At 50.9% G+C, this 17670-nt stretch carries 19 protein-coding genes; 7 read left to right on the top strand and 12 right to left on the bottom strand.

The genetic code is table 11. From position 1 onward, the window contains the following. Positions 1-18: 18 nt before the first annotated feature. Entirely contained in the window at positions 19-849 is an 831-nt protein-coding gene (locus tag ACZ50P_RS06360) for a C1 family peptidase (protein WP_464134392.1), read from the top strand. Positions 850-863: 14 nt separating this feature from the next. After that, positions 864-1502 carry an HD domain-containing protein gene (locus ACZ50P_RS06355; protein WP_464134391.1) on the top strand — a complete coding sequence of 213 codons (639 nt, stop codon included), beginning with the start codon at positions 864-866 and terminating at the stop codon, positions 1500-1502. Positions 1503-1506: 4 nt separating this feature from the next. Here the strand turns inward: ACZ50P_RS06355 and ACZ50P_RS06350 are convergent, their stop codons facing one another. From ACZ50P_RS06350 to ACZ50P_RS06320, 7 genes are all read right to left on the bottom strand, one after another. Beyond that, a complete protein-coding gene (locus ACZ50P_RS06350; RefSeq protein ID WP_464134389.1) occupies positions 1507-1998 on the bottom strand; it encodes a MarR family winged helix-turn-helix transcriptional regulator in 492 nt (163 codons plus the stop codon). Positions 1999-2084: 86 nt separating this feature from the next. Further along, positions 2085-2762, bottom strand: coding sequence for an RluA family pseudouridine synthase (locus ACZ50P_RS06345; RefSeq protein WP_464134387.1), 678 nt, complete (start codon positions 2760-2762; stop codon positions 2085-2087). Beyond that, positions 2759-3349 carry an RlmE family RNA methyltransferase gene (locus ACZ50P_RS06340; RefSeq protein WP_464117533.1) on the bottom strand — a complete coding sequence of 197 codons (591 nt, stop codon included), beginning with the start codon at positions 3347-3349 and terminating at the stop codon, positions 2759-2761. The genes ACZ50P_RS06345 and ACZ50P_RS06340 overlap by 4 nt, the downstream gene beginning before the upstream one ends. Before the next feature lie 80 nt (positions 3350-3429). Continuing rightward, positions 3430-4686: an MFS transporter gene (locus ACZ50P_RS06335; RefSeq protein WP_464134385.1), complete on the bottom strand. Its 1257-nt coding sequence runs from the start codon at positions 4684-4686 to the stop codon at positions 3430-3432. Further along, positions 4655-5497, bottom strand: coding sequence for an ABC transporter permease (locus ACZ50P_RS06330; RefSeq protein WP_464134382.1), 843 nt, complete (start codon positions 5495-5497; stop codon positions 4655-4657). Before ACZ50P_RS06330 ends, ACZ50P_RS06335 begins: the two co-directional genes overlap by 32 nt. After that, positions 5487-6317, bottom strand: coding sequence for an ABC transporter permease (locus ACZ50P_RS06325; protein WP_464134381.1), 831 nt, complete (start codon positions 6315-6317; stop codon positions 5487-5489). The genes ACZ50P_RS06330 and ACZ50P_RS06325 overlap by 11 nt, the downstream gene beginning before the upstream one ends. Next, entirely contained in the window at positions 6314-7192 is an 879-nt protein-coding gene (locus ACZ50P_RS06320) for an ABC transporter ATP-binding protein (protein ID WP_464134379.1), read from the bottom strand. Before ACZ50P_RS06320 ends, ACZ50P_RS06325 begins: the two co-directional genes overlap by 4 nt. Before the next feature lie 29 nt (positions 7193-7221). Here ACZ50P_RS06320 and ACZ50P_RS06315 point away from each other — a divergent pair, with 29 nt between their 5' ends. Beyond that, positions 7222-8268, top strand: a complete 1047-nt coding sequence (locus ACZ50P_RS06315) for a polyamine ABC transporter substrate-binding protein (RefSeq protein ID WP_464134377.1) — start codon at positions 7222-7224, stop codon at positions 8266-8268. On the opposite strand, the gene ACZ50P_RS06310 is transcribed toward ACZ50P_RS06315, so the two are convergent. The 3 genes from ACZ50P_RS06310 to ACZ50P_RS06300 all read right to left on the bottom strand — a co-directional run bounded on the left by ACZ50P_RS06310 (position 8269) and on the right by ACZ50P_RS06300 (position 11102). Beyond that, the gene (locus tag ACZ50P_RS06310) at positions 8269-8547 is read right to left on the bottom strand and encodes a hypothetical protein (protein WP_464117539.1); all 279 of its coding nucleotides are present in this window, start codon (positions 8545-8547) and stop codon (positions 8269-8271) included. A 120-nt stretch (positions 8548-8667) separates the two neighbouring features. Next, on the bottom strand, positions 8668-9471 hold the full coding sequence (locus ACZ50P_RS06305; protein WP_464134375.1) for an alpha/beta hydrolase: 804 nt from the start codon (positions 9469-9471) through the stop codon (positions 8668-8670). Then, complete coding sequence (locus tag ACZ50P_RS06300) at positions 9471-11102, bottom strand: ABC-F family ATP-binding cassette domain-containing protein (protein ID WP_464134372.1); 1632 nt, start codon at positions 11100-11102, stop codon at positions 9471-9473. Before ACZ50P_RS06300 ends, ACZ50P_RS06305 begins: the two co-directional genes overlap by 1 nt. A 212-nt stretch (positions 11103-11314) precedes the next feature. Here ACZ50P_RS06300 and ACZ50P_RS06295 point away from each other — a divergent pair, with 212 nt between their 5' ends. The 3 genes from ACZ50P_RS06295 to ACZ50P_RS06285 all read left to right on the top strand — a co-directional run bounded on the left by ACZ50P_RS06295 (position 11315) and on the right by ACZ50P_RS06285 (position 14964). After that, complete coding sequence (locus ACZ50P_RS06295; protein WP_464117542.1) at positions 11315-12127, top strand: hypothetical protein; 813 nt, start codon at positions 11315-11317, stop codon at positions 12125-12127. 166 nt (positions 12128-12293) lie between these two features. Continuing rightward, positions 12294-14081, top strand: a complete 1788-nt coding sequence (locus tag ACZ50P_RS06290) for a DEAD/DEAH box helicase (protein WP_464134370.1) — start codon at positions 12294-12296, stop codon at positions 14079-14081. A gap of 142 nt (positions 14082-14223) precedes the next feature. Next, a complete protein-coding gene (locus tag ACZ50P_RS06285; RefSeq protein WP_464117544.1) occupies positions 14224-14964 on the top strand; it encodes a hypothetical protein in 741 nt (246 codons plus the stop codon). Positions 14965-15015: 51 nt separating this feature from the next. Here the strand turns inward: ACZ50P_RS06285 and ACZ50P_RS06280 are convergent, their stop codons facing one another. After that, positions 15016-15660 carry a cytochrome b/b6 domain-containing protein gene (locus tag ACZ50P_RS06280; RefSeq protein ID WP_464117545.1) on the bottom strand — a complete coding sequence of 215 codons (645 nt, stop codon included), beginning with the start codon at positions 15658-15660 and terminating at the stop codon, positions 15016-15018. A gap of 17 nt (positions 15661-15677) precedes the next feature. Continuing rightward, entirely contained in the window at positions 15678-16043 is a 366-nt protein-coding gene (locus ACZ50P_RS06275; protein WP_464117546.1) for an STAS domain-containing protein, read from the bottom strand. Between the two features lie 254 nt (positions 16044-16297). On the opposite strand from ACZ50P_RS06275, the gene ACZ50P_RS06270 reads away from it, so the two are divergent. Beyond that, positions 16298-17638, top strand: a complete 1341-nt coding sequence (locus tag ACZ50P_RS06270) for a TolC family protein (protein ID WP_464134368.1) — start codon at positions 16298-16300, stop codon at positions 17636-17638. Positions 17639-17670 lie beyond the last annotated feature (32 nt).

Below are 17670 nucleotides of genomic sequence, written 5' to 3'. Positions count from 1 at the left end.
GGTTTTGGGGGATTTAAGATGAAGAAAATAGCTCATCGCGTGATTTTAACTGTGGGCCTGCTCAGCAGCCTTCTGCTAGAGCCGGCGTTGGCCAAACAAGTGGACCTGCGCCACTTGCAGACGTCCGTCAAAAATCAGAAAAACCGCGACACTTGCGCCTACTTTGCCGTCTCGGCCCTGGTGGAATCCACAATCAAGAACCAATTTGGACAAGATTTCGATATTTCAGAAGAATACGAAATCTATCGCCACAAGGTTCTTTCCCCCTGGCGCCCCGAAGTTGAATTTGGCAACACCTATCAGCTTTTGCTGAATTTCACCAATGGAATGACCTTCTACCAGGAACACCAACTGCCCTATCAGGCCAGCAGTCCCGATTTCACCAAGGGTCTCAGTCCAGAACAGCACGCCTTCTATAATCTGGGGCAACAGAAGGTCCCACGCGTGGACTATCGAAGCCTGCGCACCAAGATCCTGACACAAATGTGGGTGCGTCGTCCGTGGTCCACTCTTTTCATGCAGGAGCTGGATCAAAATCGTCCGGTGGTTGTGACTTTAAAGGTCGCGCTTCCTTACATCAACGATTCTAAAGGTACATTCACCTATTCTCCCGAAATTGATGAGCAGTGCAATTCCGGAAAGATCGGCTGCGGCGGCCATGCAGTTTTGATCGTGGGATATGATGATGTACAAAAAGTCTTTATGTTTAAAAACTCCTGGGGCGAAGAATGGGGTCAGGGCGGTTATGGTTTTGTCACCTTTGATCACGTGGATGGATATTCAGATCAGCCTTTGACGGCGTTTTTTGACAAACTGACCGGTCCTATGGTGAGGGTCATTGAACCCTAAGATAGGCTCTTTTCATGGTGTTTGACGAAAAAAAGTGGTTTCATCTTTTTAGCAACAAAGCACGTGTGCTTTATCCCAGCACGGATCCGGCACACGACTATCTTCATATTCTGCGTGTGGTAAACACCGCCAAACACCTGACAGAAGCCGAAGGAGCCAACTGGGAAGTTGTTCTTCCCGCTGCCTTCTTTCACGATTACATCAACGTTCCTAAAAACGATCCTCGCCGTCCTTATGCTTCACAACTTTCTGCTGAGGCCACGCTAGAGTATCTGAAGTCGGTAGACTATCCGGAAGAACATTTCGAAGACATTCGCCACGCTATTGAAGCACACAGCTTCAGTGCGGGTATTAAGCCCACCACTCTGGAAGCCAAGATCGTTCAAGATGCCGATCGCCTGGACAGCCTTGGCGCCATCGGCATCGCACGTTGCTTTGCAACGTCCACTCAGATGAGCCGGCCGTTTTATGCGGAAGAAGACCCTTGGGCAAAGAACCGTGCTTTGGATGATAAAAGTTATGGCATTGACCATTTCTTTCAAAAGCTTTTTAAATTGGTGGATCACCTGAATACGACCGCGGCAAAAAAAGAAGGCGAGCATCGCATCGCCTTCATCAAAACTTATCTGGAACAAATCAAAAGAGAAATTTAATCAATCAGCGGCTGCTCTCACCGAACATCGGTGCGATTTCACTTTCAATAATTCCCGCGCTGGATACGAACTCTTTCATAATCTGCGCCAGAGCCTCTGTTTTTTCGGGACTCATTTTTTGAAGAGCATCAATCATATCTTCTTGAACCGTGCGAGGAATCTCACCAAGCTTCTCCTGACCAGACGGAGTCAAAGAGACAACCACTTTGCGGGAATCTTCCGGAGACACCGTGCGCGACACAAGTCCCTGCTCTTCCAGCTTCTTGACCACAACTGACACAGAACTTTGATGTGTCGTGGTCCTCAGAGCCAGGTCGTTAATCGACAAACCCGGCTCTTGCTTTAGCTTTTTCATCACAAAAATCTGTGCGGCGCTCAAACCCAGCTCTTTTTCAAACTGACTGGAGGAAACACGCAGGGCTTTGAAGATATGGCGGATATAGTCCATGACTTCACCCACCTCAGAACGATACTCAGAAACCGAATCGATACTCATGTAATTATTAAGAACTATTCAATGACTTCGTGCAAACTCTTTTTACATGAGCTGCCATACATGACGTTTCGCAAAGGCTTCAAAAATCAGAGAGCTTCGATCTCAAGAATCTCTGGCAAGCCTAGAGCACGGGCTCCATTGGCGCGCGAAAAATCAATTTTATAAGAGCGCAGAGCAATGCGGTTTTTTTCAAGTTCCACATTGGATCCGTAGAGCTTGTCACCCACAATCGGAAAACCATGACGGCTTAAATCAAATCGCAACTGATGCGAACGTCCTGTGACTGGATTCAAGTCCCAGAGCTGCTGCGATTCACGCTGCCCCAGATAGTGCGCCACCGTCAGACAATCTTTGCCCTGAGGGCTTTCATACGCACGACGCTTTCCACGCAGCATACGACAGCGCCACTCAAAAGTGTTCCCCACTTCAAGATTCAGGGTCACTCGCGGATTCACAACATTGGCAGGAATATGAGAATAATTTTGCCCCGTCGTGAGCGCGCGATACGTCTTTGTGACTTCTTTATGCTCAAACCAAGCATTGCCCTTGCGGTGCGCTTCCGGATTTTTGGCATAGACAATCAGACCGGAAACCTCAAAGTCCAGTCGATTCACCGGATAAATCTGCACCCCCAAAGACTTTTGCAAAGCCGTCCCCAGACACAACCGTTCATCATCTTCTTCAAAACGACTGGGGGTGGAGAGAACCCCGTGAGGTTTGTCACAGATAACAAAGTGAGAATTCTCAAAGACGATGCGGATCATCGTTTGCTAAGGCCTACTAAAAAGATTTCTTTGGAAATCTTGCGTGTGGAGTCCGGCTTCACGGCTTCCACTTTCGCAAATGTCTTTTTCATTTCATCACGCAGTTTGCCGAAGTCATCGCTATGAAATAGTTTGCAGACAAAGTGACCGTCTTTTTTCAAAAAGCGACGAGCTACATCCAGCGCCAGCTCGCACAGCTCCATGGAGCGCGCTTGATCGGTCATACGAATGCCCGTGGTTTTAGGTGCCATATCTGACATCACAATATCAAATGGCGGTTCAAAACCATGTTCCTTGAAAATTTCTTCAAGATTCAAATCGCGCAAATCCGCCTGAATGAAAACAGCATTTTTCAACTTCACTGTGACCGGGCTTAAATCAACCCCCAGCACTCGCCCCTTCTCGCCGGAAACCTTGGAGGCATACTGCGACCAAGACCCCGGAGAAGCTCCCAAATCCAAAACCACCTGACCGGGCTTGAACATTTTGAATTTCTTGTCGATCTCTTCTAGCTTGAAGACGGAACGAGCCGCAAAGTTTTCCTGTTTGGCTTTTTTGAAGTAGTGATCGCGAGGATTATAAGTCATATCGTAGGGTTATGTCGCTATCCCCGCGCAAAGTCCACAAATATCAGAAGTCTCGGTAAAAAGGTGATCTTGGCCGTATCCTAGGGGCGCTCAGGCTCTTGCACCATCGCAAGCAGTCCACCACCCACAACAAAAAGAACCAACAGCCCCACCATCCCCAGACGTGAGCTGCCCGTTAATAAAGCGCCCCCTGCAACCACCAACGGCCCCAGGATCGAGGCGAAACGACCCACCAGATTGAACAAACCAAAGTATTCACCACTGGCCTGCTTCGGGATCATACGGCCGAACATAGAGCGGCTGAGCGACTGCACCCCACCCTGAACCATCCCGATAACAAGGGCCAAAAGATAGAAGTGCCAGGCCGCTGACATCTGAGTCGCCGCAATGACCGTCACCCCATAGACACAAATACAGGCCAGAATCGGCTTTTTCGTCCCCCAGCGCCCCGTCATGGTTCCGAACAAATACGCGCACGGGAAGCCGATAAACTGAGTGATCAGAAGCGCCGCAATCAGATCCTTGGATTCAAAGCCGATGGAGATCCCATAGTCCACCGCCATCGTCATCACGGTGTAAACACCGTCGATATAAAGCCAATAGGCGGCCATGAACAAAAACAAATTCCGCTCATGCAGAAGGTCTTTTAAAGTCTTTTTCAGGGTTTGCAGGCTGCTTCGGGTGAGCTTCCACACATTATGGGAAGACTGGCCCCCTTGAGGCTCGGGGATGTTTTTAAAAAGCGGCAAGGAAAACGCAAGCCACCACACCGACACCATCATAAAGGACAACTTCGTCGCTGCTGTCGCATCAGGAATTCCAAAACTTTGCGGATGAAGAGCCATCAGCACATTTAGCAAAAGCAAAAGACCGCCCCCCAAGTATCCCAGGGAATATCCAAGGCTGGAGGCATAGTCCATATAGCGAGTCGGTGCCACATACGGCAGCAAAGAATCATAAAAGACGCTGCTGGCGTTAAACGCAAACAGTGCCAATGCATAGGCCCACAGAGCACTCACCCAATCCCCGCTGGGAATAAATCCCATCCACGCGCAGGAGACCACACCCATGACTGTAAAGAGCATGCAAAAAAGTTTTTTAAAGCCCTTCATGTCGGCGATAACCCCCAGTGTGGGGCTCATCAGGGCCACAGCCAGGCTGGACACGGAAATCGTCACCCCTAAACGGGCGGTGGTTACAATAGGATCCGCGCCAATACTCCAGTATTGTTTCAGGAAAACGGGGAAGAATGCCGCCATGACAGTCGTTGAATAGGCGCTGTTCGCCCAATCATAAAATGCCCAGCTAAGAATTTTCTTTCTTTGTGCTTTCTCCATGAGTCCTCCGGCCAGACTCAAAGAAAACACGGAACGCGGAAGAACGGAAGAAGAAAATCAGCGCCAGCAAAGTCATAACAAACATCAAGCTGGACAACGCATTCAGTTTCGGGCTGACACCCAACTTCATCGCTGTGTAAAGCTTCACCGGCAACGTATCCGTGCCCACACCATTGACGAAGTACGTGATCAGGAAATCATCAAAGGACAACAAGAAACTTAGAATGAAACCGCCGACGATCGACGGCATCAACAGAGGAAGGACCACGGTACGGTAAGTCTGCCAATCACTGGCTCCCAGATCCCGGGCGGCATCTTCATAGGATCGATCCATCGTGGCCAGTCTTGCCCCCACCGTCATCATCACATAGGAAACACTGAAGCTGACATGCGCAATCACCACCGTCAAAAGCCCCAGCTCGAACTTAAGAACAAAAAAAAGTGACAGCAGTGAAAGGGCAAAAACGATCTCCGGGAAAATCAATGATACCACCGAGAGCCCCTCTACAGCCCACTTCCCCACTCCTGCCGAACGATGCAGTCCTACGGCCGCCGCAGTACCAATTAAAGTTGAAAGCACACTGGCGGCAAAGCCGACCTTTAAGCTGCTGACCAGCGCATCCATCAGCGCCTGGTCGGACAGGACTTCCGCAAACCATCGCAATGTCCAGCTCCACGAGTCCGGCGTCTTTTCAATCAACGCACCGAAAATCATCACCACAATCGGCGTGTGAAGTAAAATCAGCATCAACCACAAAACCACGGTGGCCGCCTTGGGGGCGGCTGGGCGACGACGTTCTTCACTTGCCATGTCGTGACTCCCACAAACGGAACAACGCCGCCATTCCCAGAAGAAGCACCATCATCAAGACTGACAGGGCCGCACCAAAAGGCCAATCACGGGACTTTAAAAACTGCTCGGTGATGAGGTTTCCATAAAGCATGGTTTTGGCTCCACCCAAGAGATCGGGAATCACGTATTCCCCCAACGAGGGTATAAACACCAACAAAGAGCCCGCCCACAAAGCCATTTTCAGATTTGGCAGGATCACTGTAAATAGAATCCGCCAGATGCCTGCCCCCAAATCCTGCGCAGCTTCCACCAGTGAGAAATCAAATTTCTCAAAAGCTCCGTACACAGGCAGCACCATAAACGGCAAATACGTCGTCACCATCCCATAGAGCACCAGAGCTTTGTTCTGCGTCAGTGCATAGGGATCAAACGGCACCCCGGCCAGAGACAGCCCCGCCTGCAAAGGCCCCTCAACCCCGACAAACATTCGAATCGCATAGATACGAATCACCAGATTGGTTAAAAATGGCAGAACCATCGCCATCAAATACACCTGACGCATGCCTGGCGACGTTGTGGCCATCGCCCAGGAAATCAAAACGCCGACCACCAGACAGATGAACGTGGTTAAAAGGGCCAGCTGAAAGCTTTCAAGAAAAATCCCCAGATAAGTGGATGAAAACGCACGCGAGTAGTTCTGAAGCGTCCACGTCCAATCAAGCCCCCCGTAAGTTCCACGGGTGGCAAAACTGACAATCACGACGATAAGAACCGGAAGCAGAATAAAAACCGCAAACCACAATGCCGCAGGCAATAGAAAAAGATCGCGCAACTTCACTTGGCGCGCTCTCCGAAAACCATCGCTCGGCGCACATAGGCCTCAATGCTCATTCCCAGACGAATCTGATCCGGCGGCACATTGATCTTGCCTTTGATCAGGCTGCCGTCCCCCAAACGAATGGTGGCCAAGTCCTCGCTGACCTCGACCAACTCTCCACGCAACATACTGGTGGATTCAACAAATTGGGCGGCAAAGATGGTCTCCGGATTCTCGTAAATTTCACGGGGGGAGCTGATCTGCTCCAGGACACCCCGGCTCATGATGCCAATACGGTCCGAAAGCGCCAGGGCTTCCTCTTGATCGTGCGTCACACAAATAAAAGTCAGACCCAACTTTTGTTGCAAGGCCCGAAGCTCTTTTTGCATGTGCTCACGCATTTTGTGATCCAACGCCGAAAGGGGTTCATCCAAAAGCAACACACGTGGCTCATTCACCAGGGCGCGCGCAACCGCCACGCGCTGACTTTGCCCCCCCGACAGCGTGTCAGGTTTGCGATCGCGGAACTCGCCCATGTCCACCAGCGCCAGCACTTCGGCAACCTTGGCTTCAATAGCATCACGGGACAGCCCCCGCAAACGCAGACCATAGGCGATATTTTGCCCCACGCTCATGTGCGGGAACAAAGCATAGCGCTGAAAGACCATGTTGAAGGGGCGTTTTTGCGCCGGAAGCTGATCCACGCGCTGACCATCCAGAAGAATTTGCCCGCTGGTGGCCGACTCAAGACCGGCAATGATTCTTAGAAGCGTTGTCTTTCCACACCCGCTCGGGCCCAGCAAAGAAAAGAACTCACCCTCGCCGATGGAAAGATTAATTCCTTTCAACGCCGTTTGACTGGAAAAACTTTTGCCGATATTCAGAAGTTCCAACATGCCTCTAACAATATGAAGGAATTAAAAAAATGTCGAGAATATTGATGGCCGGACTGGCTCTTTGTGGGCTTCTTGCAGGATGTACAAAAAAAACGGCGGAAACAAGCCAAGCCAAAGAAGTAAATCTGTCTATCTGGGGCAACTATCTTTCCCCGGAACTTCAGGCTCAGTTTGAGAAAGAAACCGGAATCAAAATCAATATTTCCAACTATTCCTCGAATGAGGAGCTGCTGGCCAAAGTGCAAATGGGCTCTTCCGGCATTGATGTCGCTGTGCCTTCGGACTACATGGTGGAAGTCATGTCCAAAATGAATCTGCTTGAGCCTTTGAAGATGGACCAGGTTCCTAACAAAGATCTGATCAGTGAACAGTTCCTAAAACAGAACTTCGACCCGGAGAACAAGTTCTCCTTACCCTACATCTGGACGACGGCAGGAATCGCGGTCAACCGGGACCTTTACAAGGGCTCCGTCAAGAGCTGGAAGGATCTTCTGGACAACCCACAACTCAAAGGCAAATTCGCCCTTTTGGATGACGTGCGGGAAACTCTGGGGGCTGCTTTAAAAATGCATGGCTACAGCGTCAACACTACGAATCCTGAAGAAATCAACAAAGCCAAACAAAGTCTTCTGAAGGCTAAAAAGTCCCTGAAGATGTTTGCCTCTGACACGATCGACATTCTGAACAATAAAGAGGTGGCGGCGGCTCAGACCTATTCCTCTGATGCCCTTCAGGCTGCGGAAAAGTCTCCAGGAAAAATTGAGTATATTATTCCTGAAGAAGGTGGCACCCTGGCCATCGACAATCTGGTGATTATTAAAGGCGCCAAACACTCGGGGGCAGCCCACAAGCTGATCAACTTCCTGCTCAGCGAGCAAGCCGAAATCAACCGCGTAAAAACCATTCTGGGGGGACCTGTTTTGAAGAACACCCGCGTCGCTTTGCCTAAAGAACTACAAAACAACAAAGCTTTGTTCCCGGTAGAAGAAACCTTGAAAAAGCTGGAACGCATCCAGGATCAGGGCGACAACAACAAGCTCTATGAAGACGCTTGGACTGAAGTTAAAACTCACTAACTACTTTTGAGCGGATTCGCTGGCCAAAGAATCCGCTCTTTCCTGCTGCAGCTCGGCCTCCCGCTCCTGGGCCCGCGAATCCTCCGTACGCAGCTCGGAGTACAGACAGGTCACACCAATCACCGTCAACAACAGCCCGCCCCCAATATACAAGATGATACTGCGTCGATCCTGATTGAAAAGGAAGTAACAAAGGCCCACCAGGATAAGTATCGGCCCCAGGACAGCGAGCGAGGCAAACACCTGCCTCAGGGCAAAAGCCCCTAACTCTGAATTCATAACCACCACCTACGTTCAATTTTTTGGTTATTTCGTAGAACTTTTCGGCAGGACTACGGGGAAGCTTTATGAATTTTGCTAAAAATTCTTAGCCGAACGGCAGGATTTAATGCAGATGAATCATTCTGGCATAAACGGAAGAATCTGATCCGGTTTCGAGACAAGTGTCAGGTGATTCAGTCCCTCAATGAGATGAACCTTCACCCCGACCGAACTGAAAAGCTCCTGCTGACGAGAGGCAGAGGCCACCTCATCCTGCCGGCCGATAATCACCGTCACTGGTGACGCCTGACGTTTTAATTCCTCCAGGATCTGTGCTGGTGGCGAAACGGCTTTTAAGTAAGCCGCGCTGTAAGAAAGTTTTTCAGCGCCAGTTCTGAAGATCTCCTCCATCTGGACCGTGAAGCCTCCGTCGGAATTCCACTGCAGCCAGGACTCCGCACCTTCATTAAAGGCCTTAAGCTCCAACGGCAGATAAGGTGCCAAAGCGACAAAGCCCGCAAACTGTTTGCGCAGGTCCGACACCGCCACTCGCAAAGCAAATCCACCGCCTAAAGAATGCCCCATCAGAAACACCCGAGCCGCCGGCCGGGTCATTTTGATATGTATGAGCAATTCTTCCAGATCGATTTCCAACTGATGCGGAGAGAGACTGTCACCGCTGCCCAGGCTGGCGCCATGGCCACGAAAATCAGGTGTGATCACCGTGCCCAACCCCGCCTCTGCCAGCGCGGAAGCCAGCACACACATGTACCTGCTGTCGCCGCCCACGCCGTGATAAAGAATGATTAGGTTTTCCGACCAGGCGGAATAAGTGCGATAAGAAAGAACGTCCCCTGCGCGGGTCTTAAACTTTTCCACCGAGGACAACTTCCCCAGTGGAATTTTAAACTGCCGCAGATCCAGGGTCTTTTTGCCGTTCATTAAGCGCGAAGCTCTTGCTGTTTTTTGTGATGATAGTACTCGTAATCGCCTTCGTAGATACGCAGTTGATTTTTATCAACCTCGAACACGCGAGTTGTTACGGCACGCAGGAAGTGACGATCGTGGCTTACGATCATGACTGTTCCCGGGAACTCCTTGATGGCTTCCAGCAACAATTCACGGGATTTGATATCCAGGTGATTCGTCGGCTCATCCAAAATAAGGAAGTTCACCGGCTGCGCCAGGATGCAGGCCAAAACCACGCGGGACTTCTCTCCCCCGGACAGGACAGAGATCTTCTTTTCCGCCTCCTCGCCCGAAAATTTGAATGCCCCCAACAAACTGCGCACTGTTCCCAGTCCCGCATTCGGCATGCGCGAGTGAACTTCATCAATGATCGTCATCTTCGGATCCAAAACATCCAATGAGTTCTGCGAGAAGTAACCCACGTTAATGGAGGCCCCCAGGGCCACCTTTCCATCTGTGGGCTCTGCATGACCGGCCACGATCTTTAACAGCGTGGACTTACCAGCTCCGTTAACCCCGACCACGGCGATGCGGTCCATGCGTTTAACCAAGGCGTTGGCTCCGGAAAAAACCAGTTTTTCCTTGCCATCATCGCGCTTCCAGATTTTGGAAAGCCCCTCAAACTTCACAACCTCATCACCACCTCGCGGCGGCACAGGCCACTCAAACTTGATTTCAGCTTCTTCGTCAGGAATTTCGATGCGATCAATTTTTTCAAGCTTCTTCACACGGGACTGCACTTGCGCTGCGTGAGAGGCACGGGCCGCAAAGCGCGCAATAAATTCCTCTTCTTTGGCCAGCATGTCCTCTTGACGTTTGGCAGCCGCGATCAACTGCTCTTTGCGGATGTCGCGTTCTCTTTCATAGAAGTCGTAGTTGCCGCCGTAAACTGTGATGGTCTTATTGGCGATTTCGACAATTTTTCCAACCAGGCGATTCATGAAATCACGATCGTGGCTTGTCATCAGGATCGCGCCCTTGAAGTTCACCAGCCATTCTTCCAGCCAGATGATGGACTCCACGTCCAAGTGATTCGTCGGCTCGTCCATCAGCAGAACTTCCGGGTTCAGCGCCAGGATTTTTGCCAGGGCAATACGCATTTTCCAACCACCCGAGAAGCTCTCGGTCGGACGATGATAGTCATCCGGCCCGATTCCAAGACCGGTCAGGATCTCCGCAGCACGGGACTCCAGATCGTAACCGCCCAAACGCTCGAACTCCGCCTGCATCTCGCCGTACACTTCCAGAATCTTCATCATCTCATCCGGATCCAGATCCGGGTCTGCCAGCTTGGCTTCGCATTCCTGCATGCGGGTTTGCATGTCGCCGATGTTGCCCACCGCCGACTTCACTTCTTCAATGGCTGACTTCCCTTTCATCTCTTCGATGTTCTGGGAGAAATAACCAATCACCGTGCGATCAGACTTGGAGATTGTCCCGCCGTCGATGCCCTCTTCGCCCATGATGATGCGGAAGATGGTGGTTTTACCGGCGCCGTTGGGGCCGACCAGACCGATTTTCTCTCCGGCATTGATCTGGAAAGATCCGTTGCGATAGAGGACTTTGTTACCTTGCTGCTTGGTGATATTGGATAAATGAATCATAGGTCCTTCGTATAACTTTTTTTACTTCTTAAGGCTGCAAAAATTTTGAGAAAATATGCCTGCCTTTTAAGCACACCCCAGAGTGTACACAAAAAAGATCAAATTCGCGATTTTTCTCTCTAAAAAGTCTAAAGGATATCAAGCACTTCGACAAACATAGAGTCCCCTCACATGGTCCTGCCCTTGCTCTGTAAGCCCAGCGGGGGTTCCACATGATCGCAACAAAGAATCACAATGCAGTTAAAAACAATACATTCGCAGCCATGCTGATTTCACTCGTTGTTCTGTTCACAGGTTGTTCAAAATCCAGCCAATTTCCCAGTACCACACTGGATGATAACAACAGCAGCGGGGCTGTTGATCCAGGGACTGACAATGGCAACACAGACACCGGCGGCGGCACAACGCCGGAGCCAACGCCCACTCCGACTCCTGAGCCGGAACCGGGATATAAAATGCAGGCCCTGGCCTGGGAAAGCAGCAAGTATCCTGAAAGAACCAAATGGTCGGAATATCTCCAACAGCTCATCTTAAACGACTGGAACAGCCTTTTGCCGGGCGCCGACGACATCGAGTCTTTCTGCCCGCGCTATCATTCACTCGACAACAACCAGCGCGCCAACGCCTGGGCCCAACTCTTCGTGGCCATAGCAAAATATGAGAGCGCTTACAGTCCCGTCTCCCGCATGCAGGAAACGACCATGGGCAGCGACCCGGTGACAGGGAAGGCCGTCTATTCCGAGGGCTTGCTCCAGTTGTCCTATCAGGACGTGCAATGGGCGCCTTTCTGCAAATTTGACTGGCAAAAGGATAAGAACCTCAGCCCAGCGGACCCCAGAAAAACCATTCTGGATCCCTACATCAACCTGCACTGCGGGGTCGGGATCATGGCTAAACAAATCAAGAGCAAAGGCCGGATTGTGGTTAGCTCCGGGGTCTATTGGGCGGTGATCAAATCCGGCGGAAAGTACCAACAAATCAATAACATCGCCGCTATTGTGAAGTCCCTTCCTTTATGCAAATAGTTCATTATTCTGGGAAAAATTAAAAATTTATAAAGCTTTTCGCGCCAAGATCGACTATCTTGGCGCATCTTTAGAAGTGGGCTTGGATCTACCGCAATCGGTGCGGTAACAATGCACATACGGTGTTTTATATTTGAGACCACTTCCATTACCTGAAAGGTCTCTAATGACTCCACTGACAACCGTAGATAATTTTGAAAACTTTGGACTGAGTGCACCCGTGATGGCTGCGATGGCAGACATGGGCTTCACCACTCCAACTCCGATCCAGCGTCAGGCTTTGCCGATTCTGCTGGCCGGTGCCAATGACTTCATCGGTCTGGCATCCACAGGCACAGGTAAAACTGCAGCCTTCGGTATTCCGCTGATCGAAAACATCGACAGCACCACCAAAGACACTCAAGCGTTGGTCCTGAGCCCGACGCGCGAACTGGCTTTGCAAGTGGCAGAACAGCTGACTTTGCTGGGCAAGAAAAAAGGCGTTCGCGTTGTCACCATTTATGGTGGCGCTTCTTACCGCACGCAGATCGATGGCATCAAACGCGGTGCTCACATCGTTGTCGCGACACCAGGCCGTCTGGTGGACTTCCTTGAACAAAAAATGATCAAGCTTCAAAGCGTGAAAACCGTTGTTCTGGACGAAGCCGATGAAATGCTTTCCATGGGCTTCAAAGAGGCTTTGGAAACCATCCTGAGCGCGACACAACCGGATGATTCTGATTCTGTTCGTGCGGCTTGCCGCACTTGGTTGTTCTCTGCCACGATGTCCTCTGAAGTTCGTCGTTTGACTTCCACTTACCTTGAAAATCCAGAAACTGTATCCGTCAACAAAGTGGGCGGCACGGCTGACACCATCGAGCAGGTTTATTACACAGTTAAAAATTCCTATAAGACTGAAGTGATTGCACGTCTGTTGCAAACCGCTCCTGAATTCTACGGCATCATCTTCTGCCAGACGAAAATGGAAGTGGCGGAACTTGCTGACATTCTGACTCAGCGTGGATTCCCGGCGGATTCCCTGCATGGTGACAAATCCCAGGCGGAACGTGAAGCGACATTGAAGAAGTTCAAACAGCGTCATGTTAAAGTCATCGTGGCGACGGACGTAGCTGCTCGTGGCTTGGATATCAAAGACCTGACTCACGTGATCAATCACTCTTTGCCTTGGGATTCTGAGTCTTATGTTCACCGTATCGGCCGTACCGGTCGTAACGGTCAAAAAGGAACTGCAATCACTCTGGTGAACCCGGAGCAACTGACTCTTCTTCGCCGTGTGATGCAAAACACGAAAGCCGTTCTGACCAAAGGTGTTGTGCCTTCTGCGGATGAAGTGGCCGGCCTGAAGATCAAAGACGTGATGGACAAAGTCAGCACCATGGATCCGGAATCAGTGCCATTGCAATTGGCGATGGACCTGATCCAGGATCTGATCCACGCGGAAGACATCGACCTGAAAGCGCTTTCCAAAGAAGAGCTTCTGGCACGCTTTATTGCCGCTTACTTCCCGAACGTGTTTGTGAAGAAAGATCTGATGCTGGACTACATGGGTGATCGTATCCCTCGCGAGCTTTTGCCGCGTGATCCAAAAGACAACCGTTTCTCTCGCGGCCGTGACAACGATGGTGACCGTGATGATTTCCGTGCTCGCCGCCCATTCGGCGGTGGTCGCCGTGACACCGGTGCTTCTCGTGGCTTCCGCTCCAATTCCGGTGGCGGCGCCAGCGCCAGCTTCCGTGGTGGTGCTGCTGCAGCCCGCACAGAGGCAGCCCCAGCAGAACGCAGTGAGCGCCCGGCTGCACGTTCAGAGCGCTCTGAACGCAGTGAGCGTTCTGAACGCCCTCTCCGCGCAGAACGCAGCGAGCGCAGTGAACGTGGTGGTGGCTTCTCTTCCGAGCGTCGCGATCACAGTGGCATCAAACGCCATCGCGCTCCCAAGCGCCAGTACCGCGATTAACATGCTGCTCGTCTCAATATGAGACAGCGCAGTTTCGGCATTACATTGTATTGAAAATGAACATGAGGAGGCTCCGAGAGCCTCCTCATTTCGTTTTGAGACTTCGGCATCATGCTTGCTTTGCAGTAATGTCGGAGAACTTATGAAAAGATTGATATCAATACTCGCATTCTTGCTGACAGCGCAGGCATCAGCGAAAGTATCGACCAGCGGCGGCAGCCTTTATCAACGCGATGGCGCCTCGGCTCCGTGCACGTCAGCAGCCTGCATGGGGGCTTCTTCAGAAACCGTGGATCAACTTCGACAATTAAGAAGTTCCGTTGGTGGAGACCAGTCTTATCTTGATCTTTTCCGTTACAATCAAAGTCGGAATTTGGGGCAGGAATGTTCTAAATTCGTCAACGAAACCGGGCTGGGGAAATGGGGCAAATCCATCTCCAAGAATCTCAATACCAATGACTTTGCTTATCTGTTTGAAGGCACCGAAGACTTGCGTCGAATCTGCCCCTCGTATTCTTCACTGGACAGCTCCGAGAAAAAAATCATCTGGATCGCCATCATCAATGTCATGACTATTGGTGAATCCACTTGTGGCACGGATCCCCGCATGAACAGAGCTCAAGGCCCCAATGGCCGACTGGCGGGGGTGATTCAGCTCCACGCCGGCAAAGAACACAATTATTCTTCGGGCTGCAACAAGGGTGATTCTAAAACACCTGAGACCACGTTGAACTGCACCCTGCACATGATGGATGATCAACTTCGCCGTGATGGCAGATTGTTTAGCCGCAAGTCCTACTGGGATGTTCTGCGTCCTCAGGGACGTGGACAGAAATATCTTGAGATCCAAAAAGTCGTTCGCGGACTTTCCATCTGCAAGTAATAAAAAAAGCGTCGATATTTGTACCTGACGCTTTTTGTTCTTGGCTAAAAACTATTCTTTCTTGCCACCGTGGATCATGTCTGAAACCAAGCCGCGATCACCGCGAAGCTCCGCAACGATCACCCCGACAAGATGCCCGGCCACGAACACGACAAAGAACCACATCGACAGTTCGTGAATTTCTTTGATGGAATTGACAACTGATTTATCCAACCCCAGGGCTTCCTTGAAGTACATCACCAGTCCGGAAAAGACCATAAAGGCTGTCATCAGATAGAACACAGCATACCCCGTGCGAACCAGGGCGTAGTGAACGGCCTTGCCTTTGTCCGAAGCCGGCACCTTGGAAAGATTCCATGTGGCCTTTGCCGCCTGCGCCGCCGGACAGGTTTTCACTGAGAAAATGCCGACCAGAATACGAAGAACCAACAAAGCCGCCAGGGAAAACCCCAGTACATAGTGCCAGTCCCACATCGGAGTGCGAATGCTGACAGCGATATCTTTGGCCAATTCCGGAGTGATGGCTCCTCCGGCCTGTTGGATCTTTTCTTCAATCAGGGCCGCATTGGTGCGCCAGCTTAAGAAAGTCTTTCGCAGCAACACAGTCCCCAAAAGTCCGAAGATGGCCAAAGCATTCAACCAGTGCCAAACACGCAAGCCCGCAGGCTGATATTTTTTAAAGCTATATGATTTCATACGGCCACGATAGCATGTCAGGCGGCGCGACTGAAGGACAAAAGTGCTGATTTCAGATCGTCAGCGATCTCTAACCCCCGGACGACTCCCATGCGCACCAAGCGTTCTCTCAGTCCCAGCGGCAAGGCGCACAAACGGACCTCCGCCTGCTTTAAGCGAATATCCCTTTGCAGCTGCGCCAGCCATGGGATCGCGTCAGAACTGATGGCTCCCACATCCTGAAAATACAGCACCACGCAACGCACTTCTGATTTTGCCAGAAGTTCTTGTCGGCAGGCTTCCAAAGCCGACAAAACCGGTGTGTTGATCTCTCCTGAAAACGAGACCACCAGCATGTTATTGCGCTGATTAAAGCTATATTGAAACGACTTCTGCTCTTCCAACGTACAACTCCTAGAAATCGAATTCCGATTGGCCTCTATTCTAACAACAGCCTTCCGGGGATCAAACTTTTAGGTGATGGCCTGCTCAACTTGAGGCAAGCCACACCCAAAGGACCCGAATGGCTTTCTGAAAAGCGTTTTAATTCGATTCCAAACGAGTTTTCACTCTATTTTGGGGTCCGTATAACACTCCGTTTGACAAGGTCGCGCCCCCCCAATAAATCTTTCTGTGCTCGATTTTTTGGGAGGGTTTCATGAAATTTCTAACGCCGCTATTGCTCGCCTTCTTTGTGTCCGTTTCCGGCGCCTTTGCAGCGCCCAAATCCGCGCAAGGACCAGTGGTTATCAACCCGGAGTCGTTGCGTCGCATGTACCTTGAGCGCAATGTCGGAATTGCGATTTCTTTGAACGAAGTCTACCAGGCCAAAGAAAAAGTGAACGTGGCCCGTGGCAATCTTCTGCCTTCTGTCAATTTGGGTGCCGTGATTTCCAGCGGACCGAGCTTTGCTTTGACCTCTGTTTCCTTCCTTCTTCCTTTCCTGATGCCAAGTAACTGGCTGGACCTGAAAGAAAGTGCCCACCTGCTACGCGCCCAAGGAAACTCTTACTACATCGCTCAGTTGAACGGATATTCTTCAGCGTATTCGATCTATATGACTATTCTGGGTGATATGGAGCTTCGCGATGCCTTGCAGGTTCAGTACGAAAACATGAAGGGCATCGAGGAACAGCTGCGCCTTCCGGCCGAACTGGGCATCATCCGCAAAGAAGACTACCTGCAAGCTCAAGCGCAAACTCAGATGGCCTTGGTTCAGGTTTCTCAGGTGGACGAGCTCATCCGTCGCGAAAAAGCCGCCGTGCGCGAACTTTTGGGCCTGCCATTGACGGCAGAAATCGTGTTTCAACCTGCATCTGTCCCAGCTTCCCCGGTTGAAAACTGGTCGCCACAAAATCTGTTGAATCAGATCTTTGAAAAATCGCCGGAAAACAAACAAATGAACTCCATGATTTTAGCGGCGCAAGTGTCAAAGTGGAGCAAAGCGTTCAGCTTCCTGGGCAGCAGCTCTTTGGGTGCAACCCGATCCAACGGTTCTTTCGGAGATCTTCAACAAACAGGCTCTGTGAACTTCGGCTTTGCTTACTTCCCGTCTTTGAAGATCAGCAACCTGAACATCGAACAGCTGCGTTTGCGTAAAAAAGAACTGCAGTTCGAACAGGCGAACCTGGTGGAAGTGACTTTGGGGGCTTTGATTGAATCTCAAAGACAATACGATGCGGCCGTTCAAGCCCATGCCAATATGGTGAAAGTCTATGAAGCGGAAGTACTGCGCTTTAATGTGGGTATGACAGACCTGATGCACGTCTTGGATGCTGCCAACAAACTGACAAACTCTATCATGACGAAAGTCAAAGCACAGACGGCGCTGAACACTTTGCGTGTCAGCCTTCACCGTCTGATGATTTCTGATCAGTTTGCCAAAGTGGACAGCTGCGAAATCGAGCGCCGCAGCTCTGGCGGCATCAAGGGCCGTTTGGGCCGTATCTTCAATCCGGACAAGGACCAGGTGACCTTGGATCAGGTCTGCGGTAACTAAGTCTGTGACCTAGCGAACGCCCCCACGGGGGC

Source organism: Bdellovibrio sp. CKG001, from assembly GCF_055397465.1.
The sequence above is the reverse complement of the archived record's forward strand: the minus strand, read 5'-3'. Positions and strand labels throughout refer to the sequence as shown.